The organism is Parabacteroides distasonis ATCC 8503 (assembly GCF_000012845.1).
GTDB classification, from domain to species: domain Bacteria; phylum Bacteroidota; class Bacteroidia; order Bacteroidales; family Tannerellaceae; genus Parabacteroides; species Parabacteroides distasonis.
The window spans coordinates 4,795,001-4,811,379 of the sequence record NC_009615.1 but is presented as its reverse complement, the minus strand read 5'-3'; the positions used below and the strand labels follow the sequence as shown (position 1 = coordinate 4,811,379).

Annotated in this window: 15 protein-coding genes (1 of these 15 cut by a window edge); 4 read left to right on the top strand and 11 right to left on the bottom strand. The window is 45.9% G+C overall.

Annotated elements, in window-relative coordinates; translation table 11 throughout:
* Window positions 1–366: 366 nt before the first annotated feature.
* The 11 genes from BDI_RS19885 to BDI_RS19835 form a co-directional block, all read right to left on the bottom strand.
* A complete protein-coding gene (locus BDI_RS19885) occupies window positions 367–1,251 on the bottom strand; it encodes an MlaD family protein (protein ID WP_005855082.1) in 885 nt (294 codons plus the stop codon).
* Between the two features lie 37 nt (window positions 1,252–1,288).
* The gene (locus tag BDI_RS19880) at window positions 1,289–2,452 is read right to left on the bottom strand and encodes an N-acetylmuramoyl-L-alanine amidase family protein (RefSeq protein ID WP_005855080.1); all 1,164 of its coding nucleotides are present in this window, start codon (window positions 2,450–2,452) and stop codon (window positions 1,289–1,291) included.
* A gap of 135 nt (window positions 2,453–2,587) precedes the next feature.
* Complete coding sequence (gene rplI / locus BDI_RS19875; protein ID WP_005855078.1) at window positions 2,588–3,034, bottom strand: 50S ribosomal protein L9; 447 nt, start codon at window positions 3,032–3,034, stop codon at window positions 2,588–2,590.
* 21 nt (window positions 3,035–3,055) lie between these two features.
* A complete protein-coding gene (gene rpsR, locus BDI_RS19870; protein ID WP_005637107.1) occupies window positions 3,056–3,325 on the bottom strand; it encodes a 30S ribosomal protein S18 in 270 nt (89 codons plus the stop codon).
* A gap of 2 nt (window positions 3,326–3,327) precedes the next feature.
* The gene (rpsF, locus tag BDI_RS19865; protein ID WP_005865478.1) at window positions 3,328–3,684 is read right to left on the bottom strand and encodes a 30S ribosomal protein S6; all 357 of its coding nucleotides are present in this window, start codon (window positions 3,682–3,684) and stop codon (window positions 3,328–3,330) included.
* Between the two features lie 101 nt (window positions 3,685–3,785).
* The gene (locus BDI_RS19860) at window positions 3,786–5,555 is read right to left on the bottom strand and encodes an arylsulfatase (RefSeq protein ID WP_012056244.1); all 1,770 of its coding nucleotides are present in this window, start codon (window positions 5,553–5,555) and stop codon (window positions 3,786–3,788) included.
* Window positions 5,556–5,588: 33 nt separating this feature from the next.
* Complete coding sequence (locus BDI_RS19855; protein WP_012056243.1) at window positions 5,589–7,133, bottom strand: sulfatase family protein; 1,545 nt, start codon at window positions 7,131–7,133, stop codon at window positions 5,589–5,591.
* Window positions 7,134–7,150: 17 nt separating this feature from the next.
* Window positions 7,151–8,671, bottom strand: a complete 1,521-nt coding sequence (locus tag BDI_RS19850) for a RagB/SusD family nutrient uptake outer membrane protein (protein WP_008774491.1) — start codon at window positions 8,669–8,671, stop codon at window positions 7,151–7,153.
* A 12-nt stretch (window positions 8,672–8,683) separates the two neighbouring features.
* Window positions 8,684–12,001: a TonB-dependent receptor gene (locus tag BDI_RS19845; protein WP_012056242.1), complete on the bottom strand. Its 3,318-nt coding sequence runs from the start codon at window positions 11,999–12,001 to the stop codon at window positions 8,684–8,686.
* Window positions 12,002–12,133: 132 nt separating this feature from the next.
* The gene (locus tag BDI_RS19840) at window positions 12,134–13,114 is read right to left on the bottom strand and encodes a FecR family protein (protein ID WP_012056241.1); all 981 of its coding nucleotides are present in this window, start codon (window positions 13,112–13,114) and stop codon (window positions 12,134–12,136) included.
* A gap of 61 nt (window positions 13,115–13,175) precedes the next feature.
* Window positions 13,176–13,730, bottom strand: coding sequence for an RNA polymerase sigma-70 factor (locus BDI_RS19835; RefSeq protein WP_012056240.1), 555 nt, complete (start codon window positions 13,728–13,730; stop codon window positions 13,176–13,178).
* A 381-nt stretch (window positions 13,731–14,111) separates the two neighbouring features.
* Here BDI_RS19835 and cbiB point away from each other — a divergent pair, with 381 nt between their 5' ends.
* The 4 genes in view from cbiB to cobT are tightly spaced (at most 30 nt apart) and all read left to right on the top strand, a layout consistent with a single transcriptional unit that may run on beyond the window.
* The gene (gene cbiB / locus BDI_RS19830; RefSeq protein WP_012056239.1) at window positions 14,112–15,071 is read left to right on the top strand and encodes an adenosylcobinamide-phosphate synthase CbiB; all 960 of its coding nucleotides are present in this window, start codon (window positions 14,112–14,114) and stop codon (window positions 15,069–15,071) included.
* A 10-nt stretch (window positions 15,072–15,081) separates the two neighbouring features.
* Window positions 15,082–15,651: a S4 domain-containing protein gene (locus BDI_RS19825; protein WP_008780964.1), complete on the top strand. Its 570-nt coding sequence runs from the start codon at window positions 15,082–15,084 to the stop codon at window positions 15,649–15,651.
* On the top strand, window positions 15,644–16,159 hold the full coding sequence (locus BDI_RS19820; RefSeq protein ID WP_008774497.1) for a bifunctional adenosylcobinamide kinase/adenosylcobinamide-phosphate guanylyltransferase: 516 nt from the start codon (window positions 15,644–15,646) through the stop codon (window positions 16,157–16,159). The genes BDI_RS19825 and BDI_RS19820 overlap by 8 nt, the downstream gene beginning before the upstream one ends.
* A 30-nt stretch (window positions 16,160–16,189) precedes the next feature.
* Window positions 16,190–16,379, top strand: the start of a protein-coding gene (gene cobT / locus BDI_RS19815; RefSeq protein ID WP_005865457.1) for a nicotinate-nucleotide--dimethylbenzimidazole phosphoribosyltransferase. 851 nt of this gene lie beyond the right edge of the window; the window shows 190 of its 1,041 coding nt (coding positions 1–190); the start codon lies at window positions 16,190–16,192; its stop codon lies off the right edge, out of view.

Sequence of the window (16,379 nt, the reverse complement as noted above, 5' to 3'; positions counted from 1 at the left end):
GTTTTCTTTCTCTCCCACTAATACTTTTTACATTCGGACTACAAAGTTTAGAAATTAATTCCGAAAAAAAAAGTGCTATTTTGTTTGGTAAATATGAATTTTCAATATCCCTTTTAGATTCAGACAGTTACTAATACCTATCTGATTTACTGCTATTTAGATCGACCAATGTTCAAAAACCCTTTATTTTAGAGACCTCTACAAAAGCGTAAACGCTGACGTCCGGTGACGGAATAAGGCCTCAGGAAGTATCTATCTCACTTTACCTAAAGGCCTTATGCGTATAATCAGCAGGAGTCCCCTAACTTTTTGTCTAATTAGAATGATTCTAAATAACGTCTTTTATGCTATGATTTTTTAACATAATCAAAAAACAGAGAAATGCACGTATCTCTTCGGATTCTCCCGCAAATCAAGCAATAGCTTAGAGGCGTTGTCCATCGTGCTGTTCAGATTATCATACAATCCTTTGTCGTTTAACAACAAGCCGATGCTATTATCCGTCGAATTCAATTTATCCGTAGTCAACTTCAAGTTCGCCAAGGTCGCATTGATGGAATTGACCGTTGTAGCCAAATCCAATTCTTTCAAGTTGGCGCTCACCTCCGAGAAATTATCCGTCATCGTCTTCAAGTTATTCACGATACCCGGTACATCCTTACTCAACATCTGATTCAACTGACGGGTAGACACCTCTAGGTTGCTAGTCGTTTTTTCGATATGATTCAAGGATTGAGCCAAGGCCGGATGAGCGATCAAGGTTTGCAAGCTACCCAAGATCGTGTCGATCTTCGGCAAAAGGTTCTCAACGCTTGGCAAGATCTTCTCCTGTACGGATTGCATCATATCCTCTTCCATTCGTCCCTCAAGCGTAGAACCCGGCTTCAAAAAGTCATCCACGTAAGTGTTCAAATGGATATGCAACTCAGCTCCGCTTAAGAAAGTATTGACAACCGCTATATAACTTCCCTTATTCAGCCTCATCTTATCTTCCAAACTAACCTCAACGATGATCTTACCGGTCGTATCATAGTCATAAATAATATCACGAACCAATCCCACCTTAAAACCATCCACAAATACAGGGCTGGAAATCGTCACCCCCTTTACGTTGCTGAATGATACGTAGTAATGGTTCACCGGTTGAAACAGGTTAATACCCTTCAGATAATTAATGCCTAAATACAATAACGCCAGACTTACGATCGTCACAAGTCCGATCTTCGCCTCTTTAGTGAATACACTTTTCATTTCCTTTATTTATAATGTATAATTTATTCCTAAATCATTAATATTTCACCTTCTTCCCATCCTTAAAAGCGATGATGAAAGCATCTTTAAAATCTTTTGCGATCGTTCGGCGCATCTTCCGGATCGAGTTAAAATCCGAAGTCTCGCCATACGTGTATTTATAGATACCTTTCTCCACATAGAAATCCACGTTCTTGTACCCCTTAAATAACCGGGAGTTCGCAGGAAGCTTCTTATTGGAAGTCAAGAATTGTATCTTATATATAACCTTTCCTTTCGTGTTCCTGTTCACGGAAGTGGTAGAAGAAACTGAGGTTTTCTGTCTTGTGGCTTGCTGTTTTTTATTTAAGATATCAGCCTCGCTCCCCGGAGGCGGAGTTTTCTCATTCGCTACGGGAGCAACGACAGCTCCGGAAATATTTCCTTTACGACGATCGTAATTCTTCTTATATTTGCAAAAAGCATCGTACAACGCTTCCGCCAATTTATTTTGTCCGGCGGCGGTTCTCATGAACTGCTCTTCTTGACGATTCGAGATATACCCCAACTCGACCAGAACACTGGGCATGCTCGTTTTACGAAGCACCAAAAAACCAGCCTGTCTTACGCCACGGTCCACCCGCTTACAAGCCCCGAACGATTTCTGTATCTCGGAAGCCAGACTAATACTTTGCTCCATATGCTTATTCTGCATAAACTCGAAAATGATATAGGACTCCGAAGAGTTCGGGTCAAATCCCTCATACCGTTGTTGATAATTATCCTCCAACAAGATCGCTGAGTTCTCACTCATAGCCACCTCTAAGTTCTCTTCGCTACGGGCCAAACCCAGCGTATACGTCTCCGTACCTTGCACGGTACTTCCACGCTTTACGGCATTCGTATGGATAGACACGAAAAGATCCGCCTTATTGCGGTTCGCTATATTCGCACGTTCGTCCAACTCGATAAAACGATCCGTCTTACGAGTATAGATCACACGCACATCCTCCGCGTTATTCTCTATCAATCGACCCAATTTTAAGGCGACAGCGAGATTTATCTCCTTCTCATTAACATTCGCCCCTCTAGCTCCCGGGTCCTTACCGCCATGCCCAGCATCGATCACGACCGTAAAAGTCTTCTCTCTCGCCTGAAGTCCGGGCAAGAAAAAAAACAACGCAAATAGCAAGTTAATATATAGAAAAGACTTTTTGCTCACTTTCTAAAATTATTGCAAATTTGGAGACAAATGTAGCGCTTTTTTGCTGATTGACAGATATCTTTTTTTATAATTAAAACAAAAAAAGAGGGCAGTTTCGAAACTACCCTCTTTCATGATATATTAAAGTATCTATTATTCAGAAACAACCTCGAAAGGAACCTCAACGGAAACCTCTTTGTGAAGTTTCAAAACAGCCTTATAGCTACCTACTTCCTTAACAGACTCCTTGATATAGATAATCTTACGATCGATATTCTCGAAACCAGCCTTAGCCAAAGCCTCAGCAACTTGGATATTCGTTACAGAACCGAAGATCGTACCTGTAGAGCTAGTCTTAGCACCAATCGTCAAAGCTACACCCTCTAACTTAGCGGCCAAAGTCTGAGCGTCTTCCTTGATCTTAGCCAATTTGTGGGCACGTTGCTTCAAGTTCTCAGCCAATACTTTCTTAGCAGACTCTGAAGCGATCACTGCCTTACCCGTGGGGATTAGAAAGTTACGTCCGTAACCGTCTTTTACTGTTACGATATCGTCTTTGTAGCCTAAATTCACTACATCTTCTTTCAAAATAACTTGCATATTCTGTCTCCTCTTAATTAATTATTTCATCAAATCGGTCACGTAAGGAAGCAAAGCCAAGTGACGAGCACGCTTTACAGCCTGAGCCACACGACGTTGGAACTTCAAGGAAGTACCAGTGATACGACGCGGAAGGATCTTACCTTGCTCGTTCAAGAATTTCTTCAAGAATTCAGGATCCTTATAATCGATATACTTGATACCGTTCTTTTTGAAACGGCAATATTTTTTCTTCTTAACGTCTACTGAAGGCGGAGTTAAATATCTGATTTCTGATTGAGTTGCTGCCATAATTAATTATTCTCCTTTACTGTTTCTTTAGATGATTTCAGATTTCTTCTCTTAGCTGCATATTCTGCGGCATACTTGTCTTGACGGAAAGTCAAGAAGCGGATCACACGCTCGTCACGACGGAAGTTCAACTCCAACGTAGCGATAACACTAGGATCTGCCTTGAATTCAACCAACTGGTAGAAGCCTGTTGTCTTCTTGTCGATAGGATAAGCTAACTTGCGCAAGCCCCAGTTCTCTTCATTCACGATCTCAGCTCCTTGAGCTTTCAGAAGGTTCGTGAATTTCTCTACCGCTTCCTTCATCTGAGCGTCAGACAAAACGGGAGTCAAAATGAAAACGGTTTCGTAATTGTTCATAAAACGCTGTTTAATATTGATTAATAAAAAATTTTGCGGTGCAAAGGTAGTGATTATTTGATAACTGGCAAATAGTTATACAACTTTTTTCAATCTTAGACTCATTTCACTCGTTTTAGCACCAACATCCAAAAATTCATGGCCTCCTCATTCCGGATCGTTTTCGCTTGCAAGGATAAAGTAGCCGCACCTTTCGATAAGGAAATCATACCGACAGAGCAAGGAGCAAATCCTTTCACATAAGACTCCTCCCGGAGAACCCTATCCAAATCCGCACCGAGCATGGGTTGGTCATTTACTTGATCCAATGTAAATACAAGATTCTCGGCATCCCGGTCCGTACGAAGTTCAAAAGTAGAGCCTATATTTCGTTTATCGCAAGTATAATAGATAAAAGCCTCGAACAAACCGGATTCCTCAACCTCCACATTCCAGCTTATCTCCGCTTCCGGGCTTTTCCAATTCGTAAAATAAGAACAATTCGGATAACGGTTGGAGCGTTCGATCGGGCCAGATATCCTCGCATCCCGGGCCGGTAGCTTTGAATAGGTTTCCCGCGGATGACCGATTATAAACGGACGGGTATCCTTCTTCGGGAAATCCGCCAGTAACTCATCCTTAAACCAATTCGAATAACGCTTCATCCGCTCATATATCTCGGGTTCTTTATCCGATACATCCTTCCGTTGCTCACGATCTATATCCGTTTTATATAAATGATCTTCCGCATCCAATAGATAATATGAGATACGCACACTCGTCTTACCTCCCCAATAACTATATAAAACCCGATCTATAGCAGGAGCTTTCTCATCCAGCAATCGCTGTCCCCAATCGATTCCGTCCAGTTTCCTTAACGGGGTATATTCTATTCCCGCCAAACCTAATAAAGTAGGGATTAAGTCTATAGCCCCGGACAACTGGGTTTCCACGGCCCCTTTCCTTATGTGTCCCGGCCAACGGATACAAAACGGCGAACGAACACCCCCTTCATCCGTAGAGCCTTTTCGCCCTTTCATCCCACCATTCCACCGGAAACTATTCGGGCCGTTATCCGAGAAATAAATAACAATCGTCTCTTGTTCCAAATCCAATGAATGTAACAAAGACAATACACGTCCGATATTCCAATCTAAATTCTCGGCCAAGGCCAAAGCCGCTTTCGTAAACGTAGTATCTTCTTGCTCCGGGAAAGTAGCTCGCTGCGACAAGGTACGATCTTTTACACGGTTCCACCAACTATCCGGGACTTGCATCGGACTATGAGGTGTGTTATAAGACAAGAACATAAAGAATGGATGTTCTTTATGATCACGTATATAATCCAAGGCTTTATCGGTCAGATCATCTATGATAAAGCCCTCGCCCGAAATAATCTCTCCGTTATGTTCCAACACCGGGTTCCAATAATTCCCCCAATGCCCGGAACAAAAACCATAGAACTCCTCGAAGCCCCTTGCGTTCGGATGGTAGGGATATTGCGTACCACTATGCCATTTTCCAAATAGAGAGGTAGCGTATCCGGCCTCCCGGAAATATTCCGCGATCGTTTTCTCTCCTAGATTAAAGCGCTCGCCTCCCCCGGTCGTAGAATTAACGCCACTCCGTACATGATAGCGTCCGGTCAAGAACTCCGCCCTCGTCGGGGATGACACCGGACAGACATAAAAATTCTCCAAAATCGTTCCCTCATGAGCGATACGATCTATATTAGGAGTTTGCACGAAGGTATTCCCCGTGAAGCCCAAATCGCCCCAACCTTGGTCATCCGATAACATTACGATGATATTGGGGAGTTGTTTTTGAGCGAAAGCCGGAATACAACCGGCCCCCACTCCCAAAACACTAAACAATACGCCTAACTTTGTCATTCGATTCAACTTTTTGCCTAATCAAGATTACCTTTATTGCGGACGGCTATATCCTTGATCCAACAATTTCTTCAACAACGCGGAAAGCTCATTCGCAATGCCTTTCTCACGCAAGAAGAGATTATTACTCTCCAAAGAATCGGTCCGCATATTATAAAGTTGGCCTTTCGGTCCATTCTTCACCGGGGATAAACGGGCGGGAGCCGTAAAACCACCGGAGCCCAGACAATCGATATATTTCCAATCTCCCTTCTTGATCGCTAATTTGCCGGAGCCGGACAAGTACATGATCTGGTCTCTCGTCGAGGCATTCATATCACCATCCAATACTTTCTTAAAGCTAAAGCTATCCTCTGCCTGTCCTTTAGGAAGGGATTGCCCGGTTAAATCCGCCAATGTAGCCAATATATCTACCAAGCCAACCGTTTGGGAACAAACCCCGGGGCACTTGATATGATCCGGCCAATGAACAATCAGCGGAACATGATGACCGCCGTCCCACGCATCACCTTTCTGCCCACGGCGGCTCCAGTTACTTTGATGCCCGTATTGCTGGATATCCTCCTCTTCCCATGCGCCTCCGTTATCACTGGCGAAAATGACAATCGTATTCTTCTCCAGACCTAATTCCTTTAGTTTGGCATTCACCCGAGCCACGACATTATCGATATCGCCCATAAAATCGCCATAGGTACCTAACTCAGTAGATCCCTTAAACTGAACGGTGGGCAGCCATGGGGTGTGCGGACCGGTTAACGGCATATATAAAAAGAATGGCTTGTCCTTTCGTCCTTCCCGATCGATAAAAGCGATACCCTCATCTACGATTGTCGGGAAACATTCCTCAAACTTAAAGGAGCGCGACATCTCTCCGTTACGCCACCAAACGCCCCGTTCCCAATAAATATCATTCTCGTTCGTATGTTTACGATCCCAAGCGTAAACCGTCTCATCCTGTTTCTTCGGATAAGCGTCCGCCGTCAAGATGACATCCGGGTCCACGACACGGTCATTACGCACGAACGCATAAGGCGGCATATCCAAGGAAGCCGGAAGGATGAAAGAATAGTCAAACCCTAATTCCGTAGGGCCTCTTTTTACAGGGGCGGAGAAATCCGTATTCGTATAACCAAATTTCTTAGGGGTAAGAATCTGTGGTTTCGAGTCATCTTTCAACTGCCAGTCGAGCCCTAGATGCCATTTCCCGACACAAGCGGTCGTATAGCCGGCATTACGCATCAAGGAACCGATCGTCAAACGCTCCGGTTCGATATATGGAGACAAGTACCCCCAATACTCGGACTTCTTCGGCGTACGGAAAAAATAACGTCCTGTCACTAAACCGTAGCGTGAAGGCCCACTCAACGCACCCGCAGAATGGGCATCCGTAAAACGGATACCGTTCCGGGCCAATTGATCGATGGCCGGTGTACGTACCCTAGCATATGGATTATTGCATCCAACATCCCCGTAACCCATATCATCCGCCAGAATGATCACGACATTGGGTTGCTTTTGGGCGAACACCACCGGCACATATAGTAAACCGGTGGCTAATAAAGACAACTTGATCTTCATATATTATTTTCTATTCGTTAATAACCTTGATTCTGAGTCAGGTTCGGATTCGCCTGCCGTTCGCTTAATGGAATCGGGAACAATAGCTGGGTTTCCGTATACACCTTACCCCAATTCGTCTTATAGCCGATAAAGTCCACATATTCCCCGGATTTATCATCCCGGATCTTACGGGTGCGTAGCATATCAAACCACATCTTATTCTCATAACATAGGTCAAAGTAACGTTGGTCCCAGACTTCCTCCAAGAATGCGCTTGCGTTGGTCTGCTTGAACGGCGCTAATCCGGCCCTTCCTCGTATTTGGTTCACAATATCGATGGATTGCTGGTTCGGAGTACCATCCGCATTCACTTGCGCTTCCGCATACATTAATAATACATCCGTGTAACGATATACACTCCAGTTCAAGTCCGACTTCGCCGTATTATCAACAGCTACTTGATCAAAAAACTTATAGATATAATAGCCATTCAAATCCATAAACTCCAACTCTGCCGCTCCCGGAGAGAACTTACTCGGATGCCCCTTGTAGTTCGTAAAGAAATATTGCTTCTCTTCCGTACGCTTATCTCCTTTCTCAAAGCTTTCCACGAACTCCTTGGTAGGGATCAGGCTACCATATTCCAAATCGTAGGCGGAAATGCCGGAACGAGAAGGTAAAAAGATACGTACCGACTCGTTATGCCGCTTGTTCAAGGAGAACTGAACTTGATAAATAAACTCTCCCTTATTATTCTGCGACGGAAGCCGTAGGCTCTCATAATCCGTGAAGAGCGTATACTCATTCGATTTTATAACCTCCAATGAACGTTTAGCCGATTCCGCGTAATAAGATTTACCTCCTTGCAAAGGATAACCGGCATACGTAAGATAGACATCCGCAAGAAGCGCTTTCACCGCTCCCATCGAGACACGCCCTGTATGATCGCTAAAAGCCAGATCCGATTGCTCGGCCTCCAACAAATCCGGAATAATGATCTCATCATAGATTTCCTTTACCGGGGCACGAGATACTTGCAGCTCTCCCAACTCCGACTGTACGGTCGTAATCTTAGGGACATCGCCAAAGATACGTACCAAATAGAAATAATACAAAGCCCTCATAAACTTCACCTCGGCCATGTAGCCATTAACCAAGGAAGCATCCAGATTCTCGAACTCCCCGAGTTTTTGAAGCGCGAGGTTACAGTTCGCTATACCTGCATAACAATCTTGCCACCAGTCCTCGATATATAAAGAACGATCACTCACCAGTAGATCCTGAAAGTCCTTATAATTCGATTGGGAATTCTCGGAAGTAGCTTTGCCAGTCATATATTCGAGCAATAAGATCGTATTACATCCCCAACCCGGGGTCATCTTATTAAAGACCGTATTCTTCAAATAAGCCGAATTCGTCAAGGCCAAAGCGGACTCCTTACTTGTCAACTTTGAATCGGTAGTCATCGTACCGGTAGGCTGCTCGTCCAAGAAATTATTACAAGAAGACAAGAATAACGCACATAATGAGACGATATAGATTTTATTTATTTTCATAACTCAATCGCATTAGAATTTAACATTTAAACCAAAAGTAAAAGTACGTGCCTTAGGCTCGCTGAAGTCGTCGATACCTTGTCCGAAAGCATCATCCTCATAGGTCGTAACCTCCGGATCATAGCCTTTGTACTTCGTAATACAGAACAAGTTCTGAGCACTCGCGTAGATTCTCAAATCCTGTAACTTTATCTTCAGGAGCAAGCTCTTGCTGAAAGTATATCCCAAGACGAAGTTCTGTCCCCGAACGAAAGAACCGTTCTGCATCCAATGTGAATCCGGATAAGAATCATAATACGATTTCATCGGACGACGCTGGGCAACCATCGTATGCTGGTTTTGCGGAGTCCAAGCGTTCAGATTCGACTTGAAGCCATTCGCTACGCCCGACCGGTCTTCAGCATTATGAGTAGCGCAATTCACGACATCATTCCCGAACACGAAGCGGAGATCGAAAGAGAAATCGAAATTCCTATAAACAAACGTATTAGAGATTGTCATCGTCCAGTCCGGGGAGGTACAGCCGATAATCGTATTATCCTCGCTATTGATCTTCCCGTCGCCATTCAAGTCCTCATACTTCACGTCTCCCGGAAGGCGGTTGTATTTAGCCGCTTCAGCGGCCTCGTCCTCCCCCCAAGTTCCCAGACGACGCAACCCCCAAAGTGAGCCAACAGGTTCGCCTACACGCAATATCAGCATATCCCCTTGCGCATGGCGGGGTTTCGGATAAATATCCTCATCATTCTCGCCTAAGTTCAATATCTTATTACGATTTACGTTAAATAATACTGTAGACATCCAGTTGAAATTATCCGTTTGGATATTATGCGTATTTAAGGTCAACTCAAAACCTTGGTTCTGCACGGAACCGATGTTCCGCATGATCGTATTCAATCCGGAAGTTCCCGGGATCGGTGCCTCCAATAATAAGTCGCTCGTCTTTTTATAATAATAATCTAAAGACAGATCGATACGCTGATTCAATACACTCACATCGACACCGGCATCCCATTGCAAGGTCTTCTCCCATTTCAAGTCCGGGTTACCGAACGTACTGCGGTATAGAGCCGTATAATAGTCATTATCAAAAATAGTATTCTCCGAGCCTAGCTTCTGGAAGAAAGCGTAATTGCCGATCTCTTGGTTTCCGGTCTCGCCGATACTGGTACGTACCTTTAAATTACTCAGCCAATTGACTCCTTTCAAGAAGCTTTCCTCCGAGGCTCTCCACGCAAAAGCGAAAGAGGGGAAGAAGGCATACTTATTATTCTTTCCAAACTTAGATGATCCATCGTAACGACCTGTAGCCGTAAACAAATACCGATCCTTCAAGGTATAATTGATACGTGCGAAATAAGAGTTGATAGACCAAGCATAATCATCCGATTTCGACGGTATCGTCACCGTTCCCGCTCCCAGATTATGCCATTGGTAAAAATCATCGCTGAAATTCTGCGAGGTAGCTTCCACGCTTTCGGCAACTCGCTGCTGCCAGCTTAATCCAAGCATCACATTCATGCGATTGTTTTTATTAAACTCCTTATTATAATTAAAGTAGTTCTCATTCTGCCAATACATTTCCTTCAAAGTCTCTATCGTAGCGATACCTCCCGCCGTCTTACTGAACTGGATCAGATCCTTACCCGAATAATAATTACGTTTCCTATTACTGGCATCTACGGCGAAAGTCGACTTAAAGTTCAAGTCGTCTGTGATCTTGAAATCCAGATATAGGTCGGCGATCGTCTGGATATTGGAAGTCTCGTTCACCATCTCTTCCAGATACCGGGAAGGTGTATCCTGTACCGCACCGGGGAAATCACGGTTGCTTCCCCAAGAGCCATCGGGATATTTTACGGGAATCAACGGAATAGCTTCCTGTACCAAACGCTTTACTCCATAACTCTTGTAATTATCGTTTCCCTTATTATAATTGAACGACATATTGGCACCCATTTTCAACCAATCCCGAAGCTGGGAATCCAAGTTGATCCTACCGCTATACCGGTCTAGGAAACCGTTACGCATCAAAGCATCCTTATGCATATATCCCAAATGCACGCTATACAAGGTCTTATCGGCTCCACCCCGGATGCTGACTTGGTGATTATGGTTGATAGCCGTTTGATAAGCCTCATCCTGCCAATCGGTATCATACAGCGGGTTACCGTTAGCATCGAACAAATTCGGCAGATCCGCCGGCGTCACTTTCTTGTACTTGCCTTGCGCATACCCTTCCGGATCATATTTCTGCCCATTATCCATCGTAGTATTGTAATTCTGCCACCACTCGGAAGCGTTCATCAAGTCCAGTTTCTTCGCCATCTTACCGATAGAGACATAACCGTCGTACGAGATCTGTGCTTTCTCGTTCTTGATACCTCGTTTCGTCGTAATCATGATCACGCCATTCGCTCCACGAGCACCATAGATAGCCGTGGCGGAGGCATCCTTCAATACTTCTAAGGATTCGATCTCGCTAGGATTCAACAGATTGATATTGCTTACGCCAATCACGCCATCTACCACATACAGAGGCTCATTCGATGAGTTGATAGAGTTGTTACCACGGATACGCACCCGTACTTTCCCGTCCGGCGTACCGCCATTCTCAAAGATCTCCACACCGGAAGCCTTTCCCGCCAAGGCCTGCCCAACATTCACCACCGGCTTGCTCAACAGCTTCTCCGCCTTTACGTTGGTAACCGATCCGGTCAAGTCGCTCTTCTTCATCGTTCCGTAACCTACGACTACCACCTCATCCAATGTCTGTGTATTCTCGCCCAGCTTGATAGAGAAACTCGTCTTTCCGTTCGCCGAGACCTCTTGCGTATTATAGCCGATATAGGAAACTTGAAGGACAGAGTTGTCATTTACCTCTAGCGTAAACTTTCCATCGAGATCGGTAATCGTACCGTTGGTAGTTCCTTTCTCCACCACGTTCGCCCCGATCACAGGATCGCCGTTCGTATCGACAATCACACCCGATACTTGCTTTTTCCCCTTGACAGTCTTGACCTCTTCCGGCACGATGATCACATAATTCCCGTTTATTTTATACGTGTATCCCGTATTCTTTAACAGCTGTGATAAGACCTGCAATACTTCCATATCTTTCTGATCCATCGAGACCTTTCTCGACACGTCCAATTGGCTATCATTATAAGCTATCTTATAAGCAGAGCTTGACTCTAGTTTCTCAAATGCCTGTTTCAATGAGATCGAACCTTCATGGAAGGTCACTTTCTGCGCATCGATAGGCAAGCTCCCAGCCATAGCGAGGCTCAGGCAAAGAATAGCGACACGTATAGATTTATTCCTGTTCATGCGATATTAGATTTTTTAGTTAAACATTTATATCTCCTTTGTAGTACGTACTCGCTATTAGGACAAGGGAAACGAGGAGCGCACCCAACGGAAAAACGTTAACGAATTATAAAAACCTAATATCTCCTTAACTCAATCAATATAGATCCCATCCTCTTTGATCTGATACTCCAAGCCGGGTATCATCTCCTTGACCAACATCATGATGTTCTCCAACGACTCATGCTTATTGAAATGGATCGTAAGCCGGTTGGAATGATAAGCGGAAGTACGCAAATGCACCTTCACGTTGTAGACACGTTCCAAGGTTTTCAAGATTTCCTCGAAAGAGTCGTTATTAAACAACAAGCCTCCCTCTTTCCAATCCGAGTAATCCGAGGCCACCACCTGCCGCACGTCCATCTTTCCCCGGGAAGGGATGTAGACAAGCTGCTCGTTAGGTCTCAATATACATGGAGCCACCGAGGGATCATCGGGAAGGATCTTCAAGGAACCTTCCTCCAAGGTCGTTGTTATTTTCTCTTGGTCCGGGTAGGCGGATAAATTGAACTCGGTGCCCAGCACTTGTACCCGCATCGCTTTCGTCCGCACGATGAAAGGTTGCTCGGGGCGTTTTCGCACCTTGAAATATCCCTCTCCCACCAGATAGATCTCCCGCTTATCCCCAATAAAGTCAGATGGATAAAGCAGCAAGGTACCGGAATTCAACCAAACCTCGCTACCATCGGGCAAGGTGATCCGCTCCCGCTTGCCGGAAGGCACGAACTGTTCCATAAAAGCCAGTTTCTTGACATCCTGCGCATCCCTGTATAGATAATAAGAAACACCCAACGACAACAAAGGAATCAGCCAGATAGCGGCGATACGTACCCACGCCGGGATACGCAGACGGCGGCGGGGCCTCACGCCCAATGTATTCTCCAACCGGGCGAAAGCCATCTCGCTCCGCTTATCCGCCTCCGGGAAACCGATCTCATTCCAGATATCCCGTAAAGCCTCTTCCTTTTCCCGCTCGTCTCCCGGCTCCGCCAATCGCTGATGTACCCGATCCACCATCTCCCCGGAGAACGAATGATGGAAAAAGTATTTTAATATCTTTTTTATAGGACTCATTCCTGCTTTTCTATTTTATCTTGTTTATAGGACCTCCTTTTGCCGCTTTACCCCCAAGCTATTAACACATCATAACAAGAAGGAAAGTCAATACCGCGTTCCGCAATTCCTTTAGCGCTAGGTTCAAGTGGTTTTCCACGGTCTTTTTCGAGAGTTGTAGATTCTCAGCGATCTCTGTGTTCGACAAACCCTCGTCGCGGCTCATCCGGTAGATCATCTTCCGCTGTGGCGGCATGGTCTCCACGATCATATCCACTAGCAACCGTAAATCCTTGGCAACTAAATCCTCGTAAGGCGTATCCCCTCTCTCCTCGTCTTCCACCCCAGCTCTCTCTAAGCTCTCCAGATTCACCCGGCGGGATTCGATATAATTGAACGCCGTATGCTTCGCCAGCACATAGAGGTAGGAACCGAACGTCCTCACTTCCGTGAAACGACTCCGATGCGTCCAAAGCTTTAGGAAAATCTCTTGAGTCAAGTCCTCGGCATCACTCTCGGACTTCACGAGTCCCAGCACGAAATAATAGACTTTCAGATGGTAACGCATGAACAATTCCCGGAAAGCGGTATGATTTCCAGCGGCAAATTGTTCTAAAATGGATTTTTCATCTGTCATCTCGATTAACTCCTTTCACGATACGGTGGGAGCAAATAAAGTAATAATAACCGGCCGTAAGAACGCTTTTCTTGTTAATAAATACAAAATTGAAAGAAATCCCCCGTATATCAAGCCCTCCCTTCCCGAAGATTTAAGGCTTCTAAAGGCATCCTTTAGCCGTTTTCTCCGTACCTACTCATCTTCTACCATCCGTTGTATGATCATCCACCAACTGTTAGAAGATCATGCAACGGATGGTGGATGATCATACAACAGCTGATAGAATATGAAAGTCTACGCTCGAAATCCTTTAAATGTAGGTTTCTTTCGCCTAATGTGTGATGAAGAATCGCTTACCACTTCCTTATGTTCTTTTTTTTGTCTAAGTTTGTTCCTTCAATGACATTCAATATGTATTGGTTACATCATTCTATCAATTTACTCAAGATCGTGCCCTTTTTGGGCGGTTGGTTATCCGACCGGTTGCTGGGAGACCCGGAAGGTTGGCCCCATCCGATCGTATGGTTTGGCAAAGCGATCAGCGCCGGAGAGAAAGTGTTGAATAAAGGCTCCGAGCGGGTCCTAAAAGGCGGCATACTGGCAGTCGTGCTTATCCTTGGCGTGTATTTAATCTGCGAGTGGATATTGTCGTGGGCTTGGATCATACATCCGCAGTTCAGTGGGTTGCTGACGGCTGTCGGCGTATTTTATTGCCTATCCGGGAAGACGCTTATTAAGGAAGTGAAGGCGGTGTTCGAGGCCGTGGACCGTAGCACGGAAGAAGGACGGCGGCAAGTGGCGCGGATCGTTGGGAGGGATACCTCGAACCTGTCGCCGCAAGAGATACGGGCGGCGGCGTTGGAGACCTTGTCCGAGAACCTGAGCGACGGCGTGATCGCCCCGATGTTTTGGTTCGCCCTGCTGGGGTTGCCGGGGATGATGGCTTACAAGATGGTGAATACACTGGACTCGATGATCGGTTATAAGAATGAGCGTTACCTAGAGTTCGGACGGATAGCGGCGCTAATCGACGATATCGCCAATTACATCCCGGCCCGCCTCACGGCCTATTTGATGTTGCTTGTCTCCAATAATTGGGGGAAAAGGGATTTCGTACGGCGTTTCGGCCCTGAACACGCAAGCCCTAATTCCGGTTATCCAGAAGCGGCCTTGGCGGCGGTCTTGGACTGCCAGTTCGGGGGGACGCACGATTATTTCGGCAAACCGGTGGAGAAGCCTTATATCGGAACGAACGCGAGGCCTTTCACGACCGAGGATATGCGTATCGCCATTCAAGTGAATAGTAATACGGAACTGGTGATGGGTGTGATCGTCACCCTTATTTTACTAATAATATAATATTAATAATATGGAAATTAGATTAAACAAACTGATAAGCGAAGCCGGTGTTTGCTCACGCCGGGAAGCGGACAATTTCATCGAGATGGAACGGGTAACCGTAAACGGCAAGCAACCGCACGTAGGCCAGAAGGTCACGGCGGAGGATGTCGTATTGGTGGACGGTGAACGCTTGAACGTAGAGAAATATATCCGCCTGCAAGAGGAGGAGAAAAAGGAGATGCAGCAAGAAAAAGAATTACTCGGCACGCTCCGGAAAGCGAAACCCGAGAACAAGGGAGGCCGTGAAGGCGCTAAAATGGAGAAGTTCGGAAAGTTCAATAAATACGCTGCCGCCCGTAAGGCGCAGAAAGAGGGAGGCTGGAAATCCAAGACCGCCAAGCTTACCGACGAGGAGAAGTTATTGCGAGATGCCTTACGCCCCAAGTTCGGAAAGGCACTGAGCAAATCGGCGGTGGCGCAACGGATCGCCGCCAACCCGAAATCGGCCGCCCTTCGGAAGACGAGCAAGAACAACCCGATCAACAAGGCGAAACGTGCCGCCCACCGGAAAAACAGGAATCACGGAGGCGATGAGTAAGAAAGTGATCTTAGTGACTGGAGGACAGCGGTCCGGCAAGAGCGGGTACGCACAGAGGCTCGCCTTATCGCTGTCGCCCAACCCGGTTTACCTAGCTACCTCCCGCATCTGGGACGAGGAGTTCCGGAAGCGGGTGGAACGCCACCAGCGAGACCGTGGACCCGAGTGGACCAATATAGAGGAAGAGAAATACTTGAGCCGCCACGATCTTACCGATCGTGTCGTGGTGATCGATTGCGTAACCCTTTGGGGGACTAACTTCTTCTTCGACAATCAAAGCGACGTGGAATTATCTCTCTCCCTCCTCAAAGCGGAGTTCGATAAACTCTCCCGGCAAGATGCCTACCTGATCTTCGTGACGAACGAGCTGGGTATGGGAGGCGTGCCGATAGACGAGGTGCAACGTAAATTTACCGATATGCAAGGCTGGCTCAACCAATATATTGCCTCTAAAGCGGACGAGGTTGTCTTGATGGTCAGCGGAATCCCCGTCAAGATCAAGGAATAAGAACAACGACTTATATAAAATACTACTATCATGATACAATTTCACATCGAGGCCCCGGACAAAGGGCTGGAGGCCGCTTTACAAGACAAGATCGATAATCTGACAAAGCCGAAAGGCTCATTGGGAACGCTCGAGGCGCTCGCCCTGCAAGTGGGATTGATCCAGCAGACCTTATCGCCTGTCTTGCGTCATCCCGTGAACGTAATCTATGCATCGGATC